Origin of the sequence: Mucilaginibacter mali, assembly GCF_013283875.1 — a bacterium.
GTDB classification, from domain to species: domain Bacteria; phylum Bacteroidota; class Bacteroidia; order Sphingobacteriales; family Sphingobacteriaceae; genus Mucilaginibacter; species Mucilaginibacter mali.
This window is the reverse complement of the sequence record NZ_CP054139.1, coordinates 56,295-83,254: the sequence shown is the minus strand read 5'-3', so window position 1 is coordinate 83,254 and position 26,960 is coordinate 56,295. Positions and strand designations below refer to the sequence as shown.

The window sequence follows — 26,960 nt, the reverse complement described above, 5'->3', positions numbered from 1 at the left end:
TGATTCTATGAAACGATCTTGCCGATAAGTGTTGCTGTTGTGCAACGCTCAACAACTACATCAACATACATGCCCGGCTTAAACCTTTCATCAACCGGGAATATCACCATGGCATTTTTATCGCTGCGGCCGGCGTAGTCCTTGTCCGATTTTTTTGAGAAGCCTTCGATCAGCACGCGCTGTACCTGGCCTATCTCCTTTAATAGTCGCACATGCGAATATTGTTGTTGTTTAGCGATCACTTCCTGCAGGCGGCGGCTTTTTACAGCTTCCGGGATATCATCGGCATAACGTTTGGCGGCCAGCGTTCCCGGGCGTTCTGAATACATGAACATATAGGCAAAATCGTACTGCACGTAGTCCATCATGCTCAGGGTTTCCTGGTGTTCTTCCTCGGTTTCGGTGCAGAAACCGGTGATGATATCGGTAGAGATGGCGCAACCCGGGATGATACGGCGGATGGCATCCACGCGCTCCATGTACCACTCACGGTCGTAAGTACGGTTCATCAGGTCAAGCACGCGGCTGTTGCCCGATTGTACCGGCAAATGGATATAGTTACAGATATTATCGTATTTGGCCATGGTATGCAGCACTTCGTCGGTAATATCCTTAGGGTGCGATGTAGAAAAACGCACGCGCAGTTCCGGACTGATCAGCGCCACCATTTCCAATAGGTTGGCGAAGGTGGTTAGAGCCTCACCTAAATCCTCTCCAGAGGAGAGGACTTCGCCTGCCAGCACATCAGAACCCTCTCCTTTGGAGAGGGCAGGGTGAGGCTTCGACCACTTATACGAATCCACATTCTGGCCCAGCAAGGTCAGTTCGCGGTAGCCGGCTTTAAACAGGTCGGTGCATTCTTTTACTATCGACTGCGGTTCGCGGCTGCGTTCGCGGCCGCGGGTAAAGGGTACTACGCAAAACGAGCACATATTATCGCAACCGCGCATGATAGAAACAAAGGCATTGATACCGTTGCTGTTCAGGCGTACGGGATTGATATCGGCATAAGTTTCCTCGCGCGATAGCAATACGTTCACCGCTTTCTGGCCACCATCGGCGGTATCTATCAGGTTGGGCAGGTCGCGGTAAGCGTCGGGGCCTACTACCACGTCAACCAATTTTTCTTCTTCTAAAAATTTCGATTTCAGGCGTTCGGCCATGCAGCCCAAAACACCTACTATCATGCCCGGGTTCTTCACCTTGGCGATGGTAAATTCCTTCAGGCGGTTACGTACGCGCTGTTCGGCATTCTCGCGGATAGAGCAGGTGTTGATGAAAACCACATCGGCATTGTTATAATCCTTAGTGGTTTCAAAACCGCTTTCCTGCAAAATGGAAGCAACAATTTCGCTGTCAGAAAAGTTCATGGCGCAGCCATAGCTTTCAATATACAGCTTGCGGCCGCTATTTTTCCCCTCTGCAGGCTCCAGCATCAGGGCCTCACCTTGTCTTTCTTCATCGTGCGTTTTGTCGGGAATAACCAGATCGATCATATTTAAAACTTAAGCCCGCAAAAATACACAATCTTTTAAATAAAGCGTGACAGTTTGTCAGCCAATTAACAAAATCGCGGTTTACGTGGCTTTATCCCTATTTCTAAAACAGCCGCTTATAACAAAAAGCGGAGATGGGGCGCCCGGTGCTCGTTCAAAATCAGTAATATTGCATTAGGTTATAACCGTTTTACACAACCGCTGCAAAACGGCTTAATAAAAATCGCCCCTGTTAACTAAATGAACCTGCAATTTTTGAAGCACAGATGGCAGCGCATAACAGCGCGCATTATGATAGCGATAGCCCTAATTGTGCTGGCCGCGGGTTTGTTCATCAACTTTTACTTCTCGCCAATTTTAGGCCGCACGGTAAAAAGCATGGTGCTTAGTAGTTCGGATAGTTTGTACCATGTTAGCTTTACCGATGCCAATGTGCACATCTTCCAGCGGAAGATCGTGATGTACAACATCGATCTGGAACCCGACACCAATGTTTACAACCGGCTAAAGAAAGCAGGCATAGGCCCCAATAACCTGTATCATATCCACATTAAAAAACTTGCGCTAACCTATATCCATCCTATCAGCCTGTATTTTGGGCGCAAGCTGGATATAGACGAGATCGTCCTCAGCGCGCCCGAGTTTAACCTTAGTTACCAGCTTAATCATACTAAGGATACCACCACAAAGGATAACCGCACGCTTTACGAGCGGATCTCAAAAACCCTCCGCTCGGTACATGTGGGGCATATCGGGCTTAACGATGTGAAGTTTAAGTACGAGGATTACAGCGGCAATAAGGTAGCCATATCCGAACTAAAGGAAATGAACCTGAGCGCTACCGATATGCTTATCGATTCGTTATCAATGACCGATAAAAGCCGATTTTTATATTGCCGGGATATCACCACCGAACTGAATAACTTTAGCGGCACCACCCGCAACGGCTTGTACAACTACAAAATGAAGCTGCTAAAGCTATCTACCCGTACATCGCAAATAAACGCCGAGGATATTGACCTGGAAGCCGCCAACCCCAACCAGTTTTTTGATAAAAGCAAGCACGACCGCTTTACCATGCATATCGATTCATTGCAGATGAATCATTTCAACTATTTAAGTTATTATAAATATCGCCGGTTTAGCGCATCAAGCATGATCCTTTCGGGCGGGCGGCTTGGCATATTCTCCCGGCCGCAATTGCCTGACCCGGATCAGCTATTAGCCGACCGCTCGGCATCTTTTCCCAACGCGGGTATTTACCGGCTTAAAACCGATTTGAACATCGACTCGGTTTTGCTGCGGCGCATTAATATAAAGTATACCGAATTGAACGTAAAATCGCACAAGTTGGGTTATGTTGATTTTAACAACACCACTTGCCGCATTTTAAATTTAACCACAAATGCCGATGCGCTGACGAAGAACAAAGATTGCATTATCTCGCTGCAGTCGTACTTTATGAATAAGGGCAAGCTGTATGTCGATCTGAAATTCGACATGGCCGACCCTAACCTGGGTTACAGTTACAAAGGGCATTTGGATCCCATCAACCTGCAAATTGTAAACCCGGCAGCTATGACGCTGGCCATGGTGAAAATAAACGGCGGCAAGTTAAAAAGCTTCGATTTTAATATCAGCGGCGATAAAAATGCAGCCCATGGGCGCGTAACCGTTTTATACAACGACCTGAAAGTTACCCTGCTGAAACCCGATACCATCCAAAAAAAGCTAAAACATATGACCATCGAGTCGCTTTTTGCCAACGCGATGATCATTAAACACAACAACCCCGATACTCCCGGCGAAGCGCCCCGGTCGTACTATGTAAACTATCGGCGCCCACCCGAGTACGCCTTCTTTAAAACCATCTGGAAAACCCTGCTTACCGGTATCCGCGCATCCGCCGGCTACGGCGAGCAAAAGGAGAAAGAGATAAAAACCCAAATAGCCGAACGCAAGGTTAAAAAGGAAGAACACAAAATAAAAAAAGCCGAACGCAGGGAGCGCCGCGCCGAGCGAAAGCGGGTAAAGGAGGCAAAGAAGCAGCTAAAGGCAGCGTTTGAAGAGGAGAATGAGGAAAGGTAGGTGTTCTACTCAAAGCTGAAGCCTTGTGCGATTCCCTCCCTTGGGGCAATGTCATTAAGTAAAGGATGACCAGCCGAATAAAGCCCCCTCTAAATCTCCCCCGGTAGGGGAGACTTAGGCTGCACAAGCGTAAAATTCTTAAAGTCCTCCCCTTTGGGGAGGATTTAGGTGGGGCTTAAAAGCTTTACTTAATGACATTGCCCCATGGGAGGGAATCGCACTTGGCCACCGCTTTGTTGAAATGGGCTCTTAAGCAAACTGCACAATCACAACTCTCTTACTGCAATATCAGCTTCAAATTAACCCCGAAATTGGTAACCGAGGTATTAAACGTTTGCGAGGTATAGGGCTTGGTGATGTTCGAATCGTAGAAGATGGTCATGTTGAAGCGCTGGTTGATGGCGTAATCAACCGACGGGCGCATGGTGATATTTTGCTGGCCCGATGATATCTCGGCCGATTGCAGGTCGGCGCGGTAGATCAGCGTTTTGTTATCTCTCAAGGCTGCCTCCAGCTGGAATTTCATGTTGTTATCCAGTTTTACATTGCTAAACCAGCCAAACGGGAACCTGAAGTGGGTGGTGGTATAACCCATCATCAGCGTCAGGATATTTTCGTTTTGCTGGGCCAATTGGCTGTTGAGCAGGCTAAGGCTAAGCGCCCTGCTTTTGCGGAACTCCACATTGCTGGTCACCCCGTTTTTAAAGCGGGCGTTAACGCCAATCAGCGGCACAAAATTTTCTAACAGGGTAACCTGTGTAAACTGGTAACGCGGTAAAAAATTATTGCTGGCATCGCGGTTAAACGAACTGCCGCGCTGCTCCTGGTAACGCAGCAACGAACTGTAACTGCTTACGGCAAAGGTGCTGCGGTAACCGTGCGTAATTTCCAACCCGTCAAAAATATCGCTGAACAAAGGTAGCCTGCTCAGGCCATTATACCTTAGGTTCCAGTTAGGGATAGGTATCGATGGAAAATTATTCAGGCTCACTTTATTCGGATCCTTACCCGAATAAGCGGCCAGGAAAGCAGGTACCAGTACGTCCTGCGAGTTAGCGCCATATCCATCGTAATAGCCGGTGGTGGCATCCGCGCCCAGCGAGTTGGCATTTTGCCTGCCCTGGCGCTGTGATATCACTTTACGGTCATCCAAAAACTGCTGGAACACGCCCGATTTATTATCGATACCATAAGGCTTGGCAAAGGCGGTAGCGATGGACAGGTACGATATACTGTAGTTACCCGAAGTGATGGGACTCAGGTCCTGGAAACTGTTGGTGCTGGCCAGGTATTTATAATTGGTTTGGAAATCCTTTTCCTGCTGGCGCTTAAATATCAGATCGATGTAGAGGTCCTTAAACGGTTCAAGCGAACCCTTCAGGTCTATCACTTCGTTAAGCGTGGTGGTATACGGTTGATTTTGCAGCGTATCTCTCGATAACCAACCGTTGGCCAATGCTTTGGGCCTGATATCGGCCTGGCTGCCTAATAAAAAGCCGATGCCCGGCGCGCTGTAATCCAGGTCCTGCCCAAACAGGTTAGATTGCGGCAGATAGCCCGGCAAGGTAGTACCCTCGCTGCGCGTGTACGATCCGTTTACCGATTTAATACTGGTCAGCAAGCCTAACAGCGTTTTCTTCAGTGCGTTTTGCTCGTCGGGTTTGCTGGCCATATTGCGTAAGCCGCGGAATTTATTGTACAACCCGTTGAAGTTTAGCGTAGGGTTCAGTTTAATGGTGCGCTGATTATTGATGGTGTTACCCACATTATAAGTGGGCGAATTAATGGCGAACGCGGGCGCCGATTGCCAGTAGAAGCTGGTGGTATAAGTAGCCAGCAGGTTTGTCCAGTCTAACCCCGGTATTTTGTTAAGCGGAGTGGTATAGTTAAAATCAAGCGTATGGTTATAGTTTACGGTACGGCCCAGCTTCTTCAGGTTTTCCCAAAGGGTATCGCGCTTTAGGCCGTTGATGCGGCCGGCCGGCTCATCAACAACCGAAAGATTGGTGGCATCGATATCCATTTTTAAGGATTTAGACAGGTTCCAGGTGATACCGTAAACACGTGTGATGTTAAAGTTTTTGTTAAACGATGTCGGTATCGGGATATAATTGTTCGGGTCGTTATTGCGGATGGTATTTTCCGAATAAAAACGATCGAAGCTGATCTGGAACGACAGGCGCGATGGCAGCAGGCTGTAATTAAAATCGCGCAGCAGGGCCAGCATATTGCTTTTTATTTTGCTGAGCGGGGTATAATACACCGGCTGGTTGGTATAATTATACGCGAACGATGCCTTGTACGTTTTCTGCAACTCGCTTTGGGTGTTAAAATCGTGGTGCTCGTAATCGGTAAAGGCGTACGACAGGTTCAGGTTCTCCACATCCCAAATATGCGCCCGTTTGCCTGGGTCGGTGCGGTTTTTATGGATATTGGTAAAGTTGATGCTTTTACGAATGGTATAATCGATAGCGGCATTCTTTATCGAATCGCGGATATGCTGGTTAATGGCGTTGGCAAGGGTGGTCTTCAGTTCCACATCGGGCATACCCGGGTCATACTGCGGCATGGCGCTTTGGGTAGATATGCTGAAGTACATAGGGATATGGATACCCTTTCTATCCGGGAAGAACTTACCCAGTTCCATACTGGTCGATACATCATAGCTTTCGTTATCGCTGCGACTGCGTTCGCTCAGGCGCTGATCTATCGAGCCAAAACCGATGGTACTTTTGCTACCCAGCATGGTTACATCGGCAAAGTCGGCCAACTTGGCGTTGAAGCGGCCGATCGCCGCCCAGCCCCCGCGCTGATCAAAATCGGTCAGGCGTAATTCGTTAAACCATACAATGGCTGTTTTATCCAGTCCGTCATCCCCTATTGACGCCGACGTTTTCAATGGGTTACGCACACCCAGCATAATGGCCCGCAGGCGGCTCAGATCGGGCTGACCTTTAATGGTGATCTTGTTCTTGCCATCGCTAATGGTAAACGGCACCGTCAGCGGCCAGGCCTGCCCGTTCAGCTTGGCTACGTTACGTGCCAGTTTGGCTTTGGTCAGCAAGTCAAGTTCCAGGTCAATCGAGTTGGCATCCGGCCAGATGGATGACGGATCGCCAGTGCCGGGGCGGGTAACCTGCAGGGGCACCTCGTATTCGTAATAGTTATCCTGGTAATCTACGCCTAAACGGATAAAGGCGTTCAGATCATTAGTTTGCAACTGGTCGCCCTCGGCGTGGATAAACATTTGCAGGCGCTTGTATGATCGCAGGTCGTTATTAAAGGTTTTAAATGCCGCCCGCGAGTAGCCGTCGCGCAGGTTTTTAACGTTCAGCGATAGCGATTGCTCATTCAACCGGGTATCGGTACGCAGGTTATTATAATCGCGCTGGCGGTCTATCCCCGGCGGCAATACATACGGGATGGGGCTGCGTGTGCCGTTTTCTTCAATATTTACCGTACCCACATCCAGTGTCGAGTTATCCAGCGGCGGGTTCACCAAAGCCGGATCGGCGATAACTTTGGTGCTGTTATTTTCGGCATTGTAATTACGCCATTCGCCGCGTACCAGTTGCAGGGTGGCAAAACGCATCACCGCGGTATCGGCAAAATTGGTGGTGAACATGCGGATAAAGCGGATCGATTTAAAATCCTGTATGTTACCGTATTTGGCGGTATAGTTTGCGATGGGGATCCTGAATTGGTACCAGTTAACCGAGGCGGTGCTGCCGTTTTGCAGCTTTACCTGCGCGGTTACCTTATCGGTAATATAATTCTGGCCGATAACCAGGTCCTGCGGGCGCACCGAAACCTTGTACTGGTAGTACTCATCGGCCTGGCTCATGTTGTTATCGCGGTTAATATCCTCGCCATCGGGCAGCGATGTGGATGCCGATGTAGACAGGCCCAACTCTGCCTTTGATTGCTCGGCTGTTTTAGAGTTACCTTCCAAACCGTTGTAACGGCTGTAACGCGCCAGTATACCCGCGTGGGCATCGTCCAAAGCCGGCCCCTGGTAGTACTGGTAATCGTCGGATGCGGGGTCGTTATCAAAAGCGGCGGCCGCGGTTGGGTTCAGCTGCGCTTTGATGAGTTGGATCACCGTCGCGAACTTCTTCCGTTCATCGGCATCGCTTAAACCATCCAAACCCACATCCTGCAACAAACGGGCAGTCGGGTTACTGTCAAATGCGTTGATCACCGGTTGCAGTTTCGGTACACGGCCCCAGTTGGTTTCGTCAACCTTGCTCAGGTCGCCGTCTACGGGCAGGCCATTCTCTAAACTTTTGCGGCCATCGTACAAAATATCTTCGGATATATTACCCAGGTTAAAGTACAGATCGCCACCCTGCGATGCCGGTTTGTACATAAACGGGTCCATCATCCAAAACTCGATGAACTGCACGTTCAACGATTCAAAATCGTTGGTCTCCAGTTTGCGGAAGATCCCACCCCAGCGCAATTTGGGGTTTTGCAGCGTTCCATCGTTGTTAATGCCGGTAGCGGTAAAGTTGTACGGGCCACGGATGGTTGGGTAAAAAGCCAGATCCAAAGTAGGCAATATCAATGCCTGGCCGGTAACCGATTGCTTGTACGGAAACACTTCCTGCTCCAGCACCTGGCGTACATAGTGGTTGGATAGTTCGGTGCGTGAGTTATTTAAAGCCGGGGCGCTTGAGCCCGACAGGTTGTAAAATATCGGGTCGATATTGTAAAAGGCCAGCCGGGCACGGTTAAAGCCGTAACTCAGGTTATCAAAGTTCTTGGCTTCGGGGAATAATTGCGGCGTGCCCGAGATCTGCCAGTTAACGGCGCTTTTTATATCGATCACCGAGCGGCTATTCTCGAAATCATCTAAATAAGATGTCCCTTTTTTAGACCCGGCGAAATTGAGCGCACCTGGTGTACCGGGGTTTAATTTGGCAAACTCGCCGCTGATATTGATGGACGACGGCGCTTTGGTGCTGATAAACGGCAGCTTATCTACCATACGCGTCAGGAAGCGCGATTGCGCGCTGTAATTACCATCAAAACCCCATATCGTGTTGGAGATGGATTCATCGCCGACGGTTTCCTTTTGGGTAATCGGCTGCTCGCTCAGGTGCATAATGGTAGCGCCCAGCGCCAGGTTTTTATTCACCCGGTAATCAAACCGCGAGCCGTACAGCGATTTTTGCTGGATGCCGAACAACTCGTTATTTTCTATCTTGATATTGATAGGCTGGCCCGATTGCAGCAGCGCCTGGTTAAGGATACTGATACGGCCCGAGCTATAATCCATGGTGTAATCCACACCTTCCTGCAGGGTGATGCTGCCTGCGGTTACCACTACCGATCCCTGCGGGATATTACCCTGCCCTACCTGGTATTCCGATCCGCGCTGCGCGGTGTAGGTTCCTTTTATCACGTAGCGGTTAAGCTGCGGGAACAATTGCTGGGCGATGGTTTTGGTAGAGTCGTACATCGGCTGGTAAACATAGCGGCTCACCAGGGCCTGTTCGGCAGGGGTAACAAACTGTTTGGCCAGGTCAGACCCAAACGGTTCTATCACCGGAAAAATGATCTGCCCGTTTTGCGAATTAACGGTAATCCCCTCCACAAAATCGAAGTAGCCATCGGGCTGTTTATCTTTTTGCTGGTTAAGGTTATCTACATCGGTCAATTGCAGCCAAAGTTTACTTTTGGTGTTCTGCCCCTCGTCCATAATATATTTCTCGATGCTCGATTTTTCATCCAGCCGCGATATCTGCAACTTAAAATTGGTTGGACTAAGCTGACTCCCGCCCAGCGAATAGATGTTCTTCATCATCAGCTTCCAGGTGGGCAGGTTGGTTTTCAGGATCTCGTTCTTCAGCAATTTGGTGTAAAGCACCCTGGGGTTAGCCGGGTCTACCGCCACATCGGTAGAGAACTCACCCACCTGGTATTCCTGGCCGTTATAGGTATATCGGTAGGCTACGGTCAGCACCTCATCGTTATTCAGCGGGTAGTTCAGCGAGATATAACCCAGCTGCGGGTTCAGGGTAAACTCCCTGTCGGTCAGCTTGCGGGCATAGGTTAGCTTGGCGTAGTTATCCGTAGCGCCAGATGAAGCGAAATACTGCACAATGTCGTTAGCATTGGTCAATCGCGCGTTGGCCGGCAGGTTGTTGAGCAGGGAGTTTGACCGCTGGGTAAAACCCGGACCGGTAAAAGCGGCAGGCAAAGCCGAAAACCCAGCTCCACCCTGCACCAATGTAGTGTTATAAGGTTTGTTTTCACCCAGGTCGATAAAGCCGATCACATCGCGCGAATCGGTGGTATTGCCGGTTCGGTTGGTGGTCCACACCTCTATTTTGGTGATGGTAACGTTTGAACTGATGATGGGCAGGTTAGCCAGCGCCCGGTTATAATTATCCCTGAAATACTGCGCCAGGAAATAGTGCTTATTGGCATCGTAATCAACCGGTGTAAGCCTGAACTCGTTAGATTGTGTACCGTTGGTAATGGTAATGTTTTTAGCCTGCGACCGCTGCTGCGAGAAGATACTGGTTACATCAAGATTACCGAACTTCAACTTGGTTTTTACACCGAACAGCGCCTGCGTACCGGTGATCAAAGTGGTTGGCAGGGGCATGCTTACGGTACCGGCCTCAATCTTCTGGATGATCTCGTCAGGGTGGCCGGTATAATCCAGTTTGATCTGGTTATCAAACTGGTATTGTGCATCGGTATTGTAATTGGTTGATATCTTCAGCTTATCGCCGATATTACCCACCACGTTCATCTGGATCCGCTGATCGAAGTTGAAGTTGAACTGCTTGCGCTGGTTGGTATTGAACAGCGGATTTTGATTGCTGTTGATTTGCCCGGCAAATATCATTTCGGCCGTTCCCTGCGGGCGGATATCGATGGTATTACTGCCAAATATCTGCTCGAACGTGCGGCTGCGTACCTGTATCTGCGGTATAAAACCCGGCTGCTGCGATTGGTAAGCGTAATTATCCGACAGTTGTTGGAAGTAATTACGGCGGTTGATACTTTGCTGCAAAGCCATGTATTCCTCAAAAGTGAGGTAGCGTGGCGGGCGGTACATCATATTGCCCAGTTTTTGGATCAGCACATACTGGTTGGTAGCCACATTATACTCGATGGTGGTTACCAGCCCCGGTGGGTCGGCATCAAAGTAGCCCCGGCGCGACATCATGTTGCGCGAATCGTAAAGCCTGATGGGGGTTTTTATTGTTACCGAATCGGTGGGCTTAATTTGGGCAAAAGCGATGTTAACCCCGCAAAAAGCAAAGATCAACAGCACACTTATCCTTAACCTGGCAGTAAAATTTTTAATCAAGCAACACCCGGTATTATATTGTAATTATAAGCTTTTCAGGGCAGATTTTATCAGCTGTTCAACTGTTAAAGTACCCCCGTTTTTGTTAATTTCCTGATCCAGAACCTTCTCGGCCGCGTTGCGCGCGAAGCCCAGCATCACCAATGCCGACAGCGCCTCGTCCTTAGCGGTAACACTTACCGGCACACTGATCAGCGTATCCGGGCCGTCCTTCTTCAGCTTGTCCTGTAACTCCAGGATCATACGCTGCGCCGATTTTGGCCCTATACCCTTTATACGTTGAATTTGCGAAACGTTACCACTTAAAATAGCAGCCTGTATTTCCTGTGGTGTGATAGACGACAGGATCATGCGACCCGTATTTGGCCCTATACCCGATACCGATACCAGGTGCAGGAACAGGCGGCGCTCGCCCTCATCTATAAAACCGTATAAGGTATGCGCGTCTTCCTTAACGTGCAGCCATGTAAATAATTTGCATCTTTCGCCATCACCCAGTTTAGAATAGGTATTAAGCGATATATTGATATGATAACCTACACCACCCGCGTCAATTACTACGTAGGCAGGGCTTTTAAAAACTAATTTACCGTCGATGTAAGCGTACATTTTTTGTTTAGGCTTTTAGGAGCTGAAAGGCTAAAGCTAAAAGCATAAAGCCACTCCCCTGTTAATTATATTTTGAATTTCAATTAGCTGAAAGACTAACGCAAAGCTTTCTGCTTTAGTCTTTCAGCTTTAAGCTAATCATTTCACTTCCCTGTGCTGCGCGTCAACCACCGCAATGGTGATCATATTGACGATCTCGCGAACCGAACTGCCTAACTGCAAAACGTGCACCGGCTTGTTAAGGCCCAGCAGTACCGGTCCCACCGCCTCGGCGCCGCCCAACTCTTGTAGCAACTTATAGGCAATGTTACCCGATTCCAGGTTAGGGAAGATGAGCGTATTAGCCGGGCTGCCGGTCAGCGTGCTGAAAGGATAGTTATCCTTCAACAATTCGGTATTGATGGCAAAGTTGGCCTGCATTTCACCGTCAACCACCATATCGGGATAGTTTTTGTGCAGCAGTTTTACCGCCTCGCGGGTTTTTTCAGGCACATCGCCCTCGTTCGATCCAAAGTTGGAGTACGATAGCAATGCCACCCTTGGGTTAGTGATAAACTGGCGTACCGAACGTTCGATCAGCACGGCAATATCCACCAGGTCCTGTACACTTGGGTCTACATTCACGGTGGTATCGCCAAAAAATACCGGGCCTTTTTTAGTGATCATGATATACATACCCGCCACCTTTGGTACACCGGGCTCGGTACCGATGATCTGCAAGGCAGGCTTTATGGTGGTTACATAGTTTTTGGTCAGGCCCGATATCAACGCGTCGGCATGGCCGTATTGCACCATGCTGGCGCCGTAGTAGTTGCGGTCGCGCAATAGCTTTTTAGCCTCATAAAGCGTAATACCCCTGCGCTGGCGTTTTTTAAACAGGTTCTCGGCATATTCGGCGGCGTTTTCGCATTCCTGGCGGGTATCGATGATCTTTACATCGCCCAGCTCCAGGTCGTTCTCCCGCATAATTTGTTTGATCTTTTCGGTATTACCCAACAGTATCGGCGTAGCAATGCCCTCGTCCTTAACGATCTGTGCCGCGCGGAGGATCTTGTAGTTATCAGCCTCGGCAAATACTACTCGTTTCGGGTTTTCCTTTGCCTTCAGCGATATGTTACGCATCAGCTTATCATCCTTACCGATGCGGCTGCGCAATTCCTCGTTATAAGCATCCCAATCGGTAATGATCTTGCGTGCCACACCCGATTCAATGGCAGCTTTGGCCACTGCCGATGATACCTCGGTAATGAGGCGCTGGTCCATTGGTTTGGGGATGATATAATCCTTACCAAACTTCAGATTGCGGGCGCCATAGGCCAAATTTACCGCTTCGGGAACCGGCTTCTTAGCCAGTTCGGCAATAGCCTTGGTGGCGGCCAGTTTCATTTCTTCGTTTATAGCGGTAGCCCGAACATCCAGCGCGCCGCGGAAGATGAACGGGAAGCCCAGTACGTTATTCACCTGGTTAGGAAAATCTGAGCGGCCGGTAGCCATGATCATATCCGGGCGGGCTTCAACGGCAATGTCGTAAGCTATTTCGGGGTTAGGGTTAGCCATGGCAAAAACGATAGGGTTCTTCGCCATCCCCTTCAGCATCTCGGGCGTTACCACGTTACCGGCTGAAAGGCCGATGAACACGTCGGCATCTTTAAGCGCACCCTTCAGGTCTTTAATATCCTTACGCTTAGTAGCGAATTGCATGCGCATTTCGTCCAAATCGGTGCGGTCTTCGGTAAGCAGGCCGTTGATATCAAACATCACCAGGTTTTCCTTTTTTACCCCCAGCGACAGGTATATTTTTGAGCAGGAAACCGCCGCGGCGCCCGCGCCGTTCACTACCATCTTTATCTTATCCAGCTTCTTCTTCTGGATCTCGCAGGCGTTCATCAGCGCCGCGCCCGATATAATGGCCGTACCATGCTGGTCATCGTGCATTACGGGGATGTTCATCTCCGCCTTCAACCTGCGTTCTATCTCGAAACAGGTAGGGGCCGATATATCCTCCAGGTTGATCCCGCCGAAGGTTGGCTCCAGCGCTTTAACGATATTGACGAACTCATCCACGTTCCGCGTATTCAGCTCCAGGTCGAACACGTCGATATCGGCATAAATTTTAAACAGCAGGCCTTTACCTTCCATCACCGGCTTGCTGGCTTCAGGACCAATATTACCCAAGCCTAAAACGGCCGTACCGTTACTAATTACGGCTACCAGGTTGCCCTTGGCGGTATATTTATAAACATCTTCCGTATTTTCGGCTATGGCCAGGCAGGGTTCGGCAACACCGGGCGAGTAGGCCATAGTGAGGTCGCGCTGCGAGTTGGTGGGCTTGGTAGGTACTACCTGTATTTTACCGGGACGGCCCTTCGAATGGTAATTAAGCGCGTCCTGTTTACGATTGGGTTTATTCATAATTCGGTTTCAAGCCCCAAAATTACAATTCTTTTTTAAAGGGTTTGGGGCTATTTATCTCTTTTCAGAAAACCACAGCCAAGATGCCTGTTTTATTGCACACCTATTAATGCGATGTGGATAAACCCGATAATTATGGTGATGAAAACCTATTTTTTCTTGCGGTTGCGGGCTTCCAGCAAAGCGGCGATGCTGATGCCGGCGCAATCTGTGATCAGCGCAGCGACGGCATCCACCGGCATTTCTTCAGTATCCGTAAAATTGATACACCCCTTTTGAAATTTAGCCAGTGGCAGCAAAGCGCTAAACTTAGCATGTAACGGTGGGTTCATATACATGGGCAGGCAATGCAACGACATATACTTTTTTGTGCTGGCCAGGCCATACTTCATGTAAGCCCTCTCTTTATAAATAATCATTTCCACTCCCATCATCGGTTCAATAACCGGGGCTACGGTGGCATCGTTAGCCATAATAGCTTCGTGCAGGGCGGTTATCAATTGCCGGCGCCCGGCAGGGATGGTGCTGATGAATTCGGGTACGGTCATGGCGGTTAAATTGCTGATGTAAGTTAGCATATTTCAGTTCATCTTTACGCCGATGCTACGATCTTATCATCAAAAACTTTTTTGAAAAACGCACTCAAAAGCCTGATGTATTTGCGCCTTTTATCCGGCCATATCACAAACCAGGTCAGAAAAACTTATCATACGCTTTGTAAGGGCATATTTTTATCCATTGATATCAAAGAACGGCTTGATTTTATTGTTTGTGGAACGCGTGTTTTACAAAATTATATTTGGAGTTTTAGGTTCACCTGAAAAGACGGCCTTCGCGAACATTGTACAATCGGCTGATTGTACACGATTTGTGTTGATACAATATACAAAAAATTGGCTGGAAAAGTAAGGCTTCAACCAATATAAAATTTAGTAAATTTGTAAAAAGGAGGATCAACTATGGGAAAGGCAGATATAAAAACAGGTGGCGAAACTCAAAGTCCATTTAACATCAAAACATATTCTGTTTCGGAGATCCTTGCTGCCGGCGGCACTACTGCTTTTGCAAATCAGTTGGGAAAGAATACCCAGCACACGATAGCGCGACTAAAAGCGCTTCCTAAGGAAGATTTTTTAACAGACGAAGAAGCCAAAGCCGCGCTGGAATATCTTAAGAACAATAAATGAACTTATTGTTTGATACTAACATTCTGATCCATTTGGCTAAGGACAATTCCTTACGTTTACTTCAACGGATCAACCCGGATAATCAGAAGGTATATATATCGGTAGTGGCCCTTGCCGAATTGAAATCATTCGCGTTGCAGAATAATTGGGGGCCGCGTAGACTGAATTTAATCGGGCTTTTGCTGGAAGATATTTCAGCCGTAACAATTAGCGACAATTTAACAGATACTTATGCGCAGATAGATGCTTACTCGCAGCGTCGAAATCGACTATTTACCGAATATAATTTTACAACTGCCCGAAATATGGGCAAGAACGACCTGTGGATAGCTGCCACAGCCGCCCTGCTGGGTTTAAAGCTGGTTACAACGGATGGAGATTTCGATCACCTGCATGAAGTATTTTTTGATGTGAAAAGATTAAGGCCGGCAGATCTACGATAATTCCCGTTAACATTATTTACTGCCCTCACCATTTTTACCGTGCTAAATAAATCGTCTCTTTCAAAGCTGTCTTCGTCATTATAATGAGGTGATATAGGCCGGGTGTAACATTTTCAAACACCCCGTATCTAAAACCGCAAATTACCCCAAACTTGGACTTCGACGACATATATAAGCAGTACGCCCCGCAGATCTATCGCGTGTGTATGGGTTATACCAACAACCCCGACCAGGCCAAGGACCTGGTGCAGGAAACCTTCTTTTCGGTATGGCGCAACCTGTCATCGTTCCGTAACGAGGCCCGCGTCAGTACCTGGATCTTCCGCATTGCTACCAACCATTGCCTGCGCGCGCTGGAGATTGCCAAACGGATGCCCGCAGGCGAAATGCCCTATCATTTAGCGGCAACCGAAACTACCCCGCCCGACGACAAACTGGCCCTTTTGTATAAATGCATAGCCGAACTACCCGAGACCGAACGCATCATCATATCGCTTGAACTGGAGGACATGCCACAGGCCGAGATAGCGCAGGTGCTGGGTTTAAGCGATGTGAACATCCGCGTTAAGGTGCACCGCATAAAGGAAAAACTGGCTAAAAAATTTAAAGCGTATGGACAATTTGAATGAACTAAAGGCCATATGGCACAGCGCCGGCACACCGAACTTGCCTGCGCCAAGCGAAATGAAGCGGATGGTCAAATCGTTCCAAACCGAGCGGGTGCGCAAAAAATGGATGGTGATCATCTTATCCACGCTCATCGCTGCATTTATGTTTGGTACCATGATCTGGTCGGGGTCTAAAATGGTGAGCACCTGGCTGGGCGGTACGCTTATCGCCACCGCCTGCATGCTGTTGGCGGTAGATAACTGGCGCTCGCTTAAACGCTTTAATCAGCTGGATAATTGCAGCAACCGCGAGTTTTGGGCTTTTATCGATCGTACGCGCGAAAACCAGCTACGCTATTATAAAAAGACCCAGCTGCGTATCATGTCGCTATCTGTTACCGGCCTGATATTATACCTGTACGAACCGGCTACCCGGCGACCGCTGTATACGGGGGTGCTATTCGCTGTTACCGTTATCTACTGGCTGCTGATGTGGTTTGTGGTAAGGCCGCGCCTGTTTGCCAAAAACGCCGCCAAGCTAAACCGCATAAAGGAACATTACCAAAAACTGGCCCAACAATTTGAAGGAGATGAAGAATAGACAACTATCAAAACCTGCATTGGCGCTGCTCATCAGCGGCCTGCTGTTAACCACCTCGGGGCCCATGCTGGCCCGGTATTTTCACTGGCCCGATTTTTTGCAGGGGTTTATGTTGGGGCTTGGCCTTACACTGGAGGTTGGCGCGCTGGTGAAGAGCCGCAGGGTTTGCAGAGGCGTTTTTGCCCGATGGGAGGAGGGTGAGACGAAGTGATCTTCAGTAAATGGTAATGTGGCGCGGTCAGAACATCGACCACAAGCAAAGCGACGCAGACTCGCCCCCACCGCGCTACGCTGGTGGGCCCTCTCTCCGCTGCGCGGGGCAGCGGGCAGGAGTTGTGGTGCATTTGCATAGATGGGTTTCAAACCCATCGCTACGGTTACCCATTCCCTCTTTCCGCACAGCGGAGAAAGGGTGGTCGGCGAAGCAACGACCGGGTGAGTAAAAATAGTCCGTATGCTATTCAGCTATGGTCGATCGTAATCACACAAAAAATTACCCGATGTGGCAAAAGAAGCTTTTTGTCGGTTCAACGCCATATCTGATGTAAAAAAGTGTTTAAACACGCATTCTGCCTGCATGATGATTATCTTTACATCAGTTTACCACATCAACCCTCAAAGCGTTATGAAAAAGATTGGTTTTTTATCCTTCGGGCACTGGTCAAACCACCCCGCATATAAAACCCGTACGGCAAGCGATACGCTGCTGCAATCCATAGATCTGGCCGTTGCCGCCGAAGAAATTGGTTTAGATGGCGCCTATTTTAGAGTGCATCATTTTGCCGCGCAGTTAGCATCACCCTTCCCATTGTTATCGGCCATCGGTGCTAAAACAAACAGCATTGAGATTGGTACCGGCGTAATTGATATGCGCTACGAAAACCCATTGTATATGGTGGAAGATGCCGGCGCGGCCGATATTATATCGGGCGGGCGGTTGCAACTGGGTATTAGCCGCGGTTCGCCGGAGCAGGTGATAGATGGCTGGCGTTATTTTGGCTACGAACCTGCCGAAGGAGAAACCGATGCCGAAATGGGGCGCCGTAATGCCATGCTGTTTTTGCAAAGGCTAAACGGAATTGGTTTTGCCGAACCTAATCCTTACCCGATGTACCCCAATCCGCCGGGACTGTTGCGCCTGGAACCACATGCCGAAGGGCTACGCGAACGGATCTGGTGGGGGGCCGGATCTAACGCTACGGCTGTTTGGGCTGCCGAAAATGGTATGTACCTGCAAAGTTCTACTTTAAAGTTTGATGAAAGCGGCAAGCCTTTCCATATACAACAAGCCGAACAGATCAGGCTTTACAAAGAGGCATGGAAAAAAGCAGGGCATGAACGCGAGCCAAGGGTTTCGGTAAGCCGGTCTATTTTTGCACTGGTGAACGATCAGGACCGCTTTTACTTTGGGCAGCAAGGCAACGGGGCCGACAAGTTTGGTTATATAGAAGCCGATCAGCGCGCTGTCTTCGGGAGGAGTTATGCCGCCGAGCCAGACCAATTAATTAAAGAATTAGCTGAAGATGAGGCCATACAGGAAGCGGACACGCTGCTTTTAACCATCCCCAATACTTTAGGTGTCGATTACAACATCCACCTGTTATCTTCTATTTTAGAACATGTAGCGCCGGGCCTGGGCTGGCGTTAATACTATTGATATTTAATTTAAGCCTTACGAAGTTTTAAAAGCTTCGTAAGGCTTGTTTTTGCTCCATAGGTTTGCAACCTTGCAATGTCATGGCAACCTCCCCCCTCCATGAAGATTTAATGAACTCCCCCCACGCTCAAACATTTACCCAACAAATACTCCCCTATTTTTATCTAACTTAGTATTTATTATATCCCTATGAAACCTAAGAAGATACTTACCGGCCTTATTGCTTGTTTAGGCGTCGCGGCACTGTTTGCCTTTGCCCCTAAAGATGACGACCCGATAAAAAAGATAGTTACCCAGTTAAGCAAATGGCTTGATGATAACCCGCAGGAAAAGGTTTACCTGCAAATGGATAAACCCTATTACGCCGCCGGCGAGGATATGTGGTTTAAAGCCTATATCACCATCGGCGAGAAGCATCAGTTATCGGCCCTCAGTTCGGTGCTGAATGTAGAACTGATAGACGACCGCGATTCTATTAAACGGGCCATCAAGCTGCCGGTATCCAATGGTATTACCTGGGGCGATTTTGCCCTGCCCGATAGCCTGCATGCCGGCAACTACCGCATCCGCGCCTATACCAATTATATGCGCAACGCCGGTAACGAATACTTTTTTGATAAAACGCTGGCCATTGGCAATGCGGTAAACAATAGCGTGTTTACCAAAGTGGCTTACCAGTACAGCACCCAAAACGGGCAACAAAAGGTAAGCGCCGCCATCACCTATACCGATCTGAACGGCACGCCTTACGCCAGTAAGGAGGTAAGCTACGAGGTACAACTGGATGCTAAAAACACCATCCGTGGCAAGGGAATTACCGATGCCGGCGGGGTGCTTAACATCAGCTTTACCAATCCGCAGCCCAATACACTGAACAGCGGCCGCATTGTTACTACCATTAAATACGCCGATAAAAAATCCGCCGCCCAAACCCTCCCGGTAAAGGCTTTAAGTAATAAGGTAGATGTGCAATTCTTCCCCGAGGGGGGCAGCCTGGTAAATGGGCTGCGTTGTAAGATAGGCTTTAAAGCTACCGGCGCCGATGGACTGGGTGTTGATGTAAAGGGCATTATAAAAGATAATGCCAATAACGATGTGGTACGCATGGGGGCATCGCATTTTGGCATGGGCTACCTGGTAATGGCGCCCGAAGCCGGCAAAAGCTACAAAGCCGTAGTTACCCTGCCCGATGGCAGCGAGACCACCGTAGCCCTGCCACAGGCAACCGACAAGGGATTTACCCTGAGTGTTGTTGGCAACGATCCCGACAACCTGATCATGAAGATCGGTGCCAGCCAGGATATTGTTGATAAGGGCGATGCCGAGATCAGTGTGGTGGCGCAGCAAAATGGCAAGGTTTATTTCGCGGCCAAAACAAAGATCACCAAGCCCAGTTTCGCAGCCACTATCCCTAAAAGTCGTTTTCCCAGCGGCATAGTGCAGTTTACGCTGTTCTCGGCCACCGGCGAACCGTTGAACGAGCGGGTGGTGTTTGTACAAAATAACGATCTGCTTAAACTGGCTGTGAGTACCGAAAAGCAAAGCTATGCCCCGCGCCAAAAAGTGAAGATAGATCTTAACGCGAAGGACGCCGCGGATAAGCCTATCATTGGCAGCTTCTCGGCAACGGTAATCGACGAAAGCAAAGTACCGGTAGATGAGAACAGCGAAACCACCATCCTTAGCAACCTGCTGCTCACATCCGATCTGAAGGGTTATATCGAAAAACCTAACTATTATTTTAACAACCCCACCGATGAAACCCGCGGCAACCTTGACGCGCTGATGCTGACCCAGGGCTACCGCCGCTTTGCATGGAAACAGATATTGAACGACGTTTTCCCACCGATGGCCTATCAGCCCGAAAAATCATTATCCATATCGGGTACCATTAAAACCAGCGGCGGCAAGCCGGTGGCTAAGGCTAAGGTGATGCTCTTCAGTACTTCGGGCGGATTTTTTATGCAGGATTCCATCGCTGACGATCAGGGGCGGTTCGCCTTTAAAAATTTGGTATTTAAGGATAGCGTGCGCTTTTTGGTGCAGGCCCGCACGCCAAAAGGTGGCAAGGATGTGGAGATCTTCCTGGATAATGTTGGCCCCCTGCCAGCCGGCAAAAACAAAAACGCGCCCGATATACAGGTGAGCGTAAGCAACGCTATGAGCGGCTACCTGCAAAACAGCAAAAGCCAGTATAACGAGCAGCTAAAATACGGCCTGGGCGACCATGTGACCGCCCTTAAAGAGGTGGTAATTACTGAAAAAAAGAAAACGGTGATGGAAAACTCCAACAACCTTAACGGTGGCGGCAATGCCGACCAGGTAATTAAAAGCGACGCGCTGAACAGTTGCCCAACACTGGAGATGTGTTTAACCGGTCGCGCCAACTTTGTTACTTTTCGCGATGGTATGGCCTATTCTACCCGTAGCCCCAACACCCCTATGCTCATCGTTCTGGACGGCATGACCATGTCTGAAGATTTTACACTGGATAATATAACCCCGCAGGATGTGGAGAGCGTAGAAGTTTTACGCACCATTGGTTACACAGCGATATACGGCAGTCGTGGCGGCGCCGGTGTACTGATCATCACCACCAAACGTGGCGGCAGCGATACCAATTATATCCGCTACGCGCCGGGGATCTCTACCTATGCGCCTAAAGGTTATTATGCCTCGCGGATATTTTATGCCCCTAAGTACGATGACCCTAAAACCAACGCCAGTGTAGCCGACCTGCGCACCACCATCTGCTGGAAACCCAACCTGGTAACCGACAAGGACGGCAAAACATCATTCGAGTTTTTTAATGCCGATGCCAAAGGCACCTACCGGGTAGTGGTTGAAGGCATTGATAATGATGGTAATTTGGGGAGGATGGTGTATAGGTATAAAGTGGAGTAGTTAAGGCGTCGCTGCCTTTTCCACCACGCCATTGCGAGGAACGAAGCAATCTCTACGTTAGTGGGTTAGTGTTTGTTTTGTTGGTTAGTGCACCATGAACGTCAGTCCGGCTCAATCGCCGCCGGGTGGGCTGTTACTTTTTCTTGATAAAAAGTAACCAAAAATCAAGACATCAAAAATGCTTCCTTGCCGCACAAAGCCTTTGCCCTGCAAAACAAGCAGAACCACAGGGCTGAACCTTGATGCCCCTGCTTCGCACCCACAGGCTTTCGCTTCAGGCACCAAGCTAATGCCCTTTCCCGCCACACAGCCCACCATGTTCTGCTCGTTTTCACCCGGAAGCTGTTTTGCTGTCGGGAAGTAAGGAAGAATGGGGGTAAATCCGGGCGGAGCTTTGCTCCGCCCGGATTTGCTTTTGAAGCCCTCCCCCTCGGGGAGGGTTTGGGAGGGGTCTACCGACAGCGGTTTGCTTCCGGCAAGATCAGGCAAAACGATGGTGGCCCTGCGGGCAGGGAAAGGGAAGCGGATTTGCCTGAAGCGTTGGCATAGCGGGTGTGCGAGCAGGGGCAAATTCTTGCGTACCGTGGTTTTGCCTGATGCGGGCAAAGGCCCTGTGCGGCAAAGGAAGCATTAGCGCTGTCTTGATTTTTGTTTCTTTTTATCAAGAAAAAGAAATAGGCCCCTGCGGCTATGAGCAGACTGACATTAATAACAACACTAATCGATCATAGTTGTACAGACCTAACATGCTTGGAGATTGCTTCGTACCCCGCAATTGACGGTTTGCGAATATTACCCGTAGCACTATAATAACTTTCCGATGCAATTCGTTATTTTTGATAAACTATGCGGTTACCCAAAAGTATTTTATTTATTCTGCTGATGCTTATGGCTGCCGGTTCACGCGCGGCTTCGCTGCTGCTGCCTATGGACGAGGCGCAGAAGGATCACCTGAAATCGTACGGTATAGCCTTCTGGACTTTGCAAAAGGGCGAGGAGGTTGACTGGCTGCTAAACTACCGCGGCGGCAGCTTTATGCTGAAGTATGATAAGCAGGTGGAAGACGAATGCAAGATCCGTGGTGTAAGCTACGAGGTAATTGCCGATGCCAAGGTAAACGAGATCATGACAGAAGTGAGCGATCCATCGGTAAATATGGATATCGTGAAGCTGGAAAAGGCCCCGCGCATGGCGGTATACGCCCCCAAAAGCATCCTGCCCTGGGACGATGCCGTTACCATGGTGCTAAAATATGCCGAGATCCCTTACGATTTGCTTTACGATGAAGAAGTGCTGCGCGGCGATCTGGGCAAATACGATTGGCTGCACCTGCACCACGAGGACTTTACCGGTCAGTACAGCAAATTTTTCAATGGCTTTCGTTTTCAGCAATGGTATATTGATGATGTGCGTAATAACGAGGCCGTAGCGCATAAACTGGGTTACCAAAAGGTATCAAAAATGAAACTGGATGTAGCCCGCCACATCCGCGATTTTTGTGGCAATGGAGGCTTCCTGTTCGCCATGTGTTCGGGTACGGATACGTTTGATATAGCCCTGGCCGCGGCCAATACCGATATTTGCGAGGGCATGTTTGATGGCGATGGCGCCGATCCCGACGCGCAATCCAAACTGGATTTTAGTGAAACCTTCGCTTTTCAGAATTTTACTGTAGATATGAACCCGATGTCTAACAGGTTCAGTAATATTGACGTAACCCGCTCGCGCCAGGTAGACCGCACCCGCGATTTCTTCACCCTGTTTGATTTTTCGGCCAAGTGGGATGTGGTGCCCAGCATGCTAACCCAAAACCACGATAAGGTGATCAAAGGTTTTATGGGCCTTACTACCGCCTTCAACAAAAGCCTCATCAAGCCTGGCGTTACCATTATGGGCGAAATGAAAACCGGCAACGAGGCCCGCTACATCCACGGCGAATACGGCAAAGGCCAGTGGACCTTTTACGGCGGCCACGACCCCGAAGATTACCAGCACCAGGTAGGCGACCCGCCAACCGACCTGAAATTGCACCCCAATTCACCAGGCTATCGCCTGATATTGAATAATGTACTTTTCCCGGCTGCTAAAAAGAAAAAGCAGAAGACCTGATTTTCCCAAACTGTCATTCTGAGTAATATAATCCCGGCGGCCTCTAATGGTTTTTATGACATGCCGATGAAAGCCCCCTCTAAATCTCCCCCAAAGGGGGAGACTTTGGAACCCTCTCCTCTGGAGAGGGTAGGGTGAGGCTTCAGCGGAAAAACAAACTATCATTCTGAGCGATAGCGAAGAATCCCCGATTTGGGCGACAATGGAAAGTTTGGGATGCTTCGCTATCGCTTAGCAATACGGGTAGAAGAGCCCCGAAATATTTTAAATAATAATTAAAAAAAATCGAAACCTTTTAAAAACAATTCTCGTAAAAGTACTCAGGAGCGTTTAATTATAATTGGTTAAGGCAGGTTTATTGAAAAATACCCTGCCTTTTTTATTTTACTGCTTTTGGTAGCGGCTCAGTTTTTCGAACAATGTTTTGGGGTCAAACGGCTTCAGCACGTAGTCGTTCATGCCGGCGCCACCAATCTGGTCCATCTGGCTGTTAAGCATCGATGCGGTAAGCGCGATGATAGGTAATTGCTGGTAATAAGCTTCGGGGATGGCCCTTACTACTTGTGTAGCTTCCAAACCGCCCATTATTGGCATGTGGATATCCATCAATACCACATCGTAGTTGCGGTTCTCTTTTATTTTATCTACGGCTTCCTGCCCGTTCTCGGCAAAATCGGCAGTAGCGCCCCATTTTTTTAGCACTTTATTAATAAGCAGGCGGTTTATCTGGTTATCGTCTACCACCAACGCATGTATTTTCAGTCCTTCTTCCACTTTATTTTTCTTGATTACTAAGTGATCAATAGTCTTTTTAAAAGATATCGTGAACCAAAACGTTGACCCCTGCCCTACAACACTATCCACATTTATCCTCGAATCGTGCAGTGTGACCAAACGTTTACTTATTGCCAAACCCAAACCTGTACCGCCATATTTGCGGGTAGTGTCTGCCTCGGCCTGTTTCCACAGCTCAAATATAGTGTTAATCTTCTCGGGTGCAATACCTATTCCAGTATCTGTTACGCCAAATCGTATCCTTATACTTTCAGATGACTGTTCTACCAGCTTCAAATCTATACTGATGCCGCCTTCATTGGTAAATTTAACGGCGTTGCTGGCCAGGTTAAGCAATATTTGCACCAGGCGCGCGCTATCGCCAACCACTTCTTCGGGGATGCCTTTATCTATGTGCTGCTTAACGTATATGCCTTTCTCAACCGCCTTAAACTGCATGGTTGCAACCACACCCTGCACAATTTCGCGCAGGTTGATGTTGGCCTTTTCCAGCTGAACGTTACCGGTTTCCATCTTGGTAAAGTCAAGCACATCGTTTATCAGCATCATCAGGTTATCGGCCGAGAATTTCAGCACGTTCAAATTTTCCTTCTGCGCGGCCAGGGCATTATCCTTTAGCAACAGGTGCGATATACCGATCACCGCGTTCAGCGGCGTACGTATCTCATGGCTCATTACCGATATGAACATCTCCTTGGCGCGGCCCAGTTGCAGGGCTTCCTCCTTGGCGGCTATCAGTTCCAGTTCGGCCTTCTTTTTGGCGGTAATGTCAATCAGTACCTCTATATATTTTTCAACCTGTCCGCTGGCGTTCACTATCACCGAGTTAATAACCGATAGCCACAGCGGCTGCCCGTCTTTACGGTATACCAACAGATCAACCTCAAACGATTGCTTATTTTTTGATAATTCACGGGTTTTCTCGATGATGCTTACATCGGTCAGTTCGCCTTTCAGCACATCGCCCAGGTGATAATCCTTTACATCCTTTAGTGTATAGCCGGTAATGCGTGTAAAGGCATCGTTCACCCATTCTACATGGCCAACAGCGTCGTTAATAACCACCCCGCTTACCGAGTTACTGGCCACCAGCGATAGTAGTTTTACCTGCTGTTCCTGCTGTTTCCGTTCAGTAATATCCACCATTACGCCAATCTGGCGTTCCAGTTGCCCGGCCTCGTTAAACAGCGGGCTGTTTGAAAGATACACCCAAATAGGGGTGCGGTCTTTTTTGTAGATCAGCATTTCCACCTCGTAAGGCTTATGCTGCCTGGTAAGTTCAATCGCTTTTTCAAATACACCCAGGTCGCTTTGTTCGCCTATCAGCATGCTGCCAAAGGCCTTGCCCTGCATTTCATTAAGTGTGTAGCCGGTAATGTTTTCAAAAGCCTCGTTCATCCAGGTAACTTTCGAATCCTTATCGCGCACCAGGAAGCCGCTTGGCGATTTACGTGCCGCGAATGAAAGGATATTCAGATCGTGTTCGGCATTTTTGCGGGCGGTGATGTCAATTAATATCTTGATGTATTTATCGATATTTCCCTCCTCATCCAGCACAACTGTACTGCCAAATGATATCCAAAGCGTTCTGCAATCCTTAGTTTGTATTTGCAGTTCTATTTCAAAGGATCTCTTTTCTTTCAGCAGGCCATTTATTTTGGCTAAGATTACGGGGTCGTCATAATCACCTCCTAACACCTGGCTTAATTCCAGTCCGTGCACTTCGCCAATTTCAAAACCGGTAATGGTAGTAAAGGCCCTGTTTATCCAAACCGCCTTGTTATTTTTATCCATAATGGCCACGCCATTATCTATCTTATTGGCTACCAGCGATAGTTGCTCCAGTTCGGCAAGTAGTTTCTTTTGATAGGTGATATCGCGGCCGCTGGTATACCATTTATTATCCTTCATACTTACCGACCAGCAGATCCAGCGTATTTCGCCGGCGCGGCTGGCAATTTCCGATTCGATCTCTGCCGATTTATATTTATCAGGCTGCTCTATTAAATTAACCAGTTTTTGCAGATCGATATGGCTGTTGAAGAAATGCCATACCGGCATCCCGATGGCCTCGTGCGGCTCGTAACCCAAAATGGGCGTAACCGCGTTATTGATCATCTCGATCTTGTTTTCAGCATCGATAATGCAATGGATATCCGGCGAATTATTGAACAGCTTAAAAAACTCTTCCTGTTTACGCACTGTGGCTTCCAACTCGCGCTTTTGCTTGCGCAGGGTAAGGTGCGATATAACTTCGGCGGCAAGTATTTGCAGCGCGTCGCGCTGTTCGCCGGTAAGGTTGCGGGGTACAAGGTCAACTACACACAGGGCGCCCAGGCGGTAGCCATTCTCGTCGATAAGGGGAGCGCCCGCATAAAAACGGACACCCTGCTCGCCGGTTACTGCTTTATGGTCATGAAACCGTTCGTCAACGGCAGCATCGGGCACCTCCATCACTACGCTGTCAAGGATGGTATAGTTACAAAAAGAATCGGTACGGGGCGAATTTTGATGCTCCATACCGATCCTTGATTTTATCCATTCGCGGTCGCCGTCTATCAGCGTTATCAACGCCACAGGGGTTTGGCAAATGTATGATGCCAGTCGTGTTATCGCGTCGTATTCCTTTTCCGGTGCACTATCCAGTATCTCGTACGATCTTAGTGCTTCAAGCCTTTGCTGCTCGTCTGCCGGAATAGGGGTATGCGCTGACACGTTGCT

The 26,960-nt window shown here is 48.8% G+C and carries 16 protein-coding genes; 9 read left to right on the top strand and 7 right to left on the bottom strand.

The genetic code is table 11. From position 1 onward, the window contains the following. Positions 1–5 precede the first annotated feature (5 nt). Positions 6–1,496, bottom strand: a complete 1,491-nt coding sequence (gene miaB, locus HQ865_RS00380; protein WP_173412978.1) for a tRNA (N6-isopentenyl adenosine(37)-C2)-methylthiotransferase MiaB — start codon at positions 1,494–1,496, stop codon at positions 6–8. Between the two features lie 240 nt (positions 1,497–1,736). Between miaB and HQ865_RS00375 the strand changes: the two genes are divergently transcribed. After that, positions 1,737–3,584, top strand: coding sequence for a hypothetical protein (locus tag HQ865_RS00375; protein ID WP_173412977.1), 1,848 nt, complete (start codon positions 1,737–1,739; stop codon positions 3,582–3,584). Positions 3,585–3,861: 277 nt separating this feature from the next. Here the strand turns inward: HQ865_RS00375 and sov are convergent, their stop codons facing one another. The 4 genes from sov to HQ865_RS00355 form a co-directional block, all read right to left on the bottom strand. Beyond that, on the bottom strand, positions 3,862–10,914 hold the full coding sequence (gene sov, locus HQ865_RS00370; protein WP_237073678.1) for a T9SS outer membrane translocon Sov/SprA: 7,053 nt from the start codon (positions 10,912–10,914) through the stop codon (positions 3,862–3,864). 24 nt (positions 10,915–10,938) lie between these two features. Continuing rightward, complete coding sequence (ruvA, locus tag HQ865_RS00365) at positions 10,939–11,523, bottom strand: Holliday junction branch migration protein RuvA (RefSeq protein ID WP_173412976.1); 585 nt, start codon at positions 11,521–11,523, stop codon at positions 10,939–10,941. A gap of 138 nt (positions 11,524–11,661) precedes the next feature. Then, positions 11,662–13,935 carry an NADP-dependent malic enzyme gene (locus HQ865_RS00360; protein WP_173412975.1) on the bottom strand — a complete coding sequence of 758 codons (2,274 nt, stop codon included), beginning with the start codon at positions 13,933–13,935 and terminating at the stop codon, positions 11,662–11,664. 149 nt (positions 13,936–14,084) lie between these two features. Next, positions 14,085–14,513: a DUF1801 domain-containing protein gene (locus HQ865_RS00355; protein WP_173412974.1), complete on the bottom strand. Its 429-nt coding sequence runs from the start codon at positions 14,511–14,513 to the stop codon at positions 14,085–14,087. Between the two features lie 381 nt (positions 14,514–14,894). On the opposite strand from HQ865_RS00355, the gene HQ865_RS00350 reads away from it, so the two are divergent. From HQ865_RS00350 to HQ865_RS00320, 7 genes are all read left to right on the top strand, one after another. Then, positions 14,895–15,122 carry a hypothetical protein gene (locus HQ865_RS00350; protein WP_173412973.1) on the top strand — a complete coding sequence of 76 codons (228 nt, stop codon included), beginning with the start codon at positions 14,895–14,897 and terminating at the stop codon, positions 15,120–15,122. Then, positions 15,119–15,565: a type II toxin-antitoxin system VapC family toxin gene (locus tag HQ865_RS00345; RefSeq protein WP_237073676.1), complete on the top strand. Its 447-nt coding sequence runs from the start codon at positions 15,119–15,121 to the stop codon at positions 15,563–15,565. The genes HQ865_RS00350 and HQ865_RS00345 overlap by 4 nt, the downstream gene beginning before the upstream one ends. A gap of 152 nt (positions 15,566–15,717) precedes the next feature. After that, positions 15,718–16,194 carry an RNA polymerase sigma factor gene (locus tag HQ865_RS00340; protein ID WP_173412972.1) on the top strand — a complete coding sequence of 159 codons (477 nt, stop codon included), beginning with the start codon at positions 15,718–15,720 and terminating at the stop codon, positions 16,192–16,194. Next, positions 16,178–16,774, top strand: coding sequence for a hypothetical protein (locus HQ865_RS00335; protein WP_173412971.1), 597 nt, complete (start codon positions 16,178–16,180; stop codon positions 16,772–16,774). The genes HQ865_RS00340 and HQ865_RS00335 overlap by 17 nt, the downstream gene beginning before the upstream one ends. Beyond that, a complete protein-coding gene (locus HQ865_RS00330; protein WP_173412970.1) occupies positions 16,764–16,985 on the top strand; it encodes a hypothetical protein in 222 nt (73 codons plus the stop codon). The genes HQ865_RS00335 and HQ865_RS00330 overlap by 11 nt, the downstream gene beginning before the upstream one ends. Before the next feature lie 414 nt (positions 16,986–17,399). Then, positions 17,400–18,422, top strand: coding sequence for an LLM class flavin-dependent oxidoreductase (locus HQ865_RS00325; RefSeq protein WP_173412969.1), 1,023 nt, complete (start codon positions 17,400–17,402; stop codon positions 18,420–18,422). A gap of 198 nt (positions 18,423–18,620) precedes the next feature. Then, the gene (locus HQ865_RS00320; RefSeq protein ID WP_173412968.1) at positions 18,621–21,335 is read left to right on the top strand and encodes a TonB-dependent receptor plug domain-containing protein; all 2,715 of its coding nucleotides are present in this window, start codon (positions 18,621–18,623) and stop codon (positions 21,333–21,335) included. A gap of 111 nt (positions 21,336–21,446) precedes the next feature. Here the strand turns inward: HQ865_RS00320 and HQ865_RS00315 are convergent, their stop codons facing one another. Beyond that, entirely contained in the window at positions 21,447–21,824 is a 378-nt protein-coding gene (locus HQ865_RS00315) for a hypothetical protein (RefSeq protein ID WP_173412967.1), read from the bottom strand. Positions 21,825–22,262: 438 nt separating this feature from the next. Between HQ865_RS00315 and HQ865_RS00310 the strand changes: the two genes are divergently transcribed. Further along, a complete protein-coding gene (locus tag HQ865_RS00310) occupies positions 22,263–23,444 on the top strand; it encodes an asparagine synthetase B (RefSeq protein WP_202020478.1) in 1,182 nt (393 codons plus the stop codon). A 384-nt stretch (positions 23,445–23,828) separates the two neighbouring features. On the opposite strand, the gene HQ865_RS00305 is transcribed toward HQ865_RS00310, so the two are convergent. After that, entirely contained in the window at positions 23,829–26,954 is a 3,126-nt protein-coding gene (locus tag HQ865_RS00305) for a PAS domain S-box protein (protein WP_173412966.1), read from the bottom strand. Positions 26,955–26,960 lie beyond the last annotated feature (6 nt).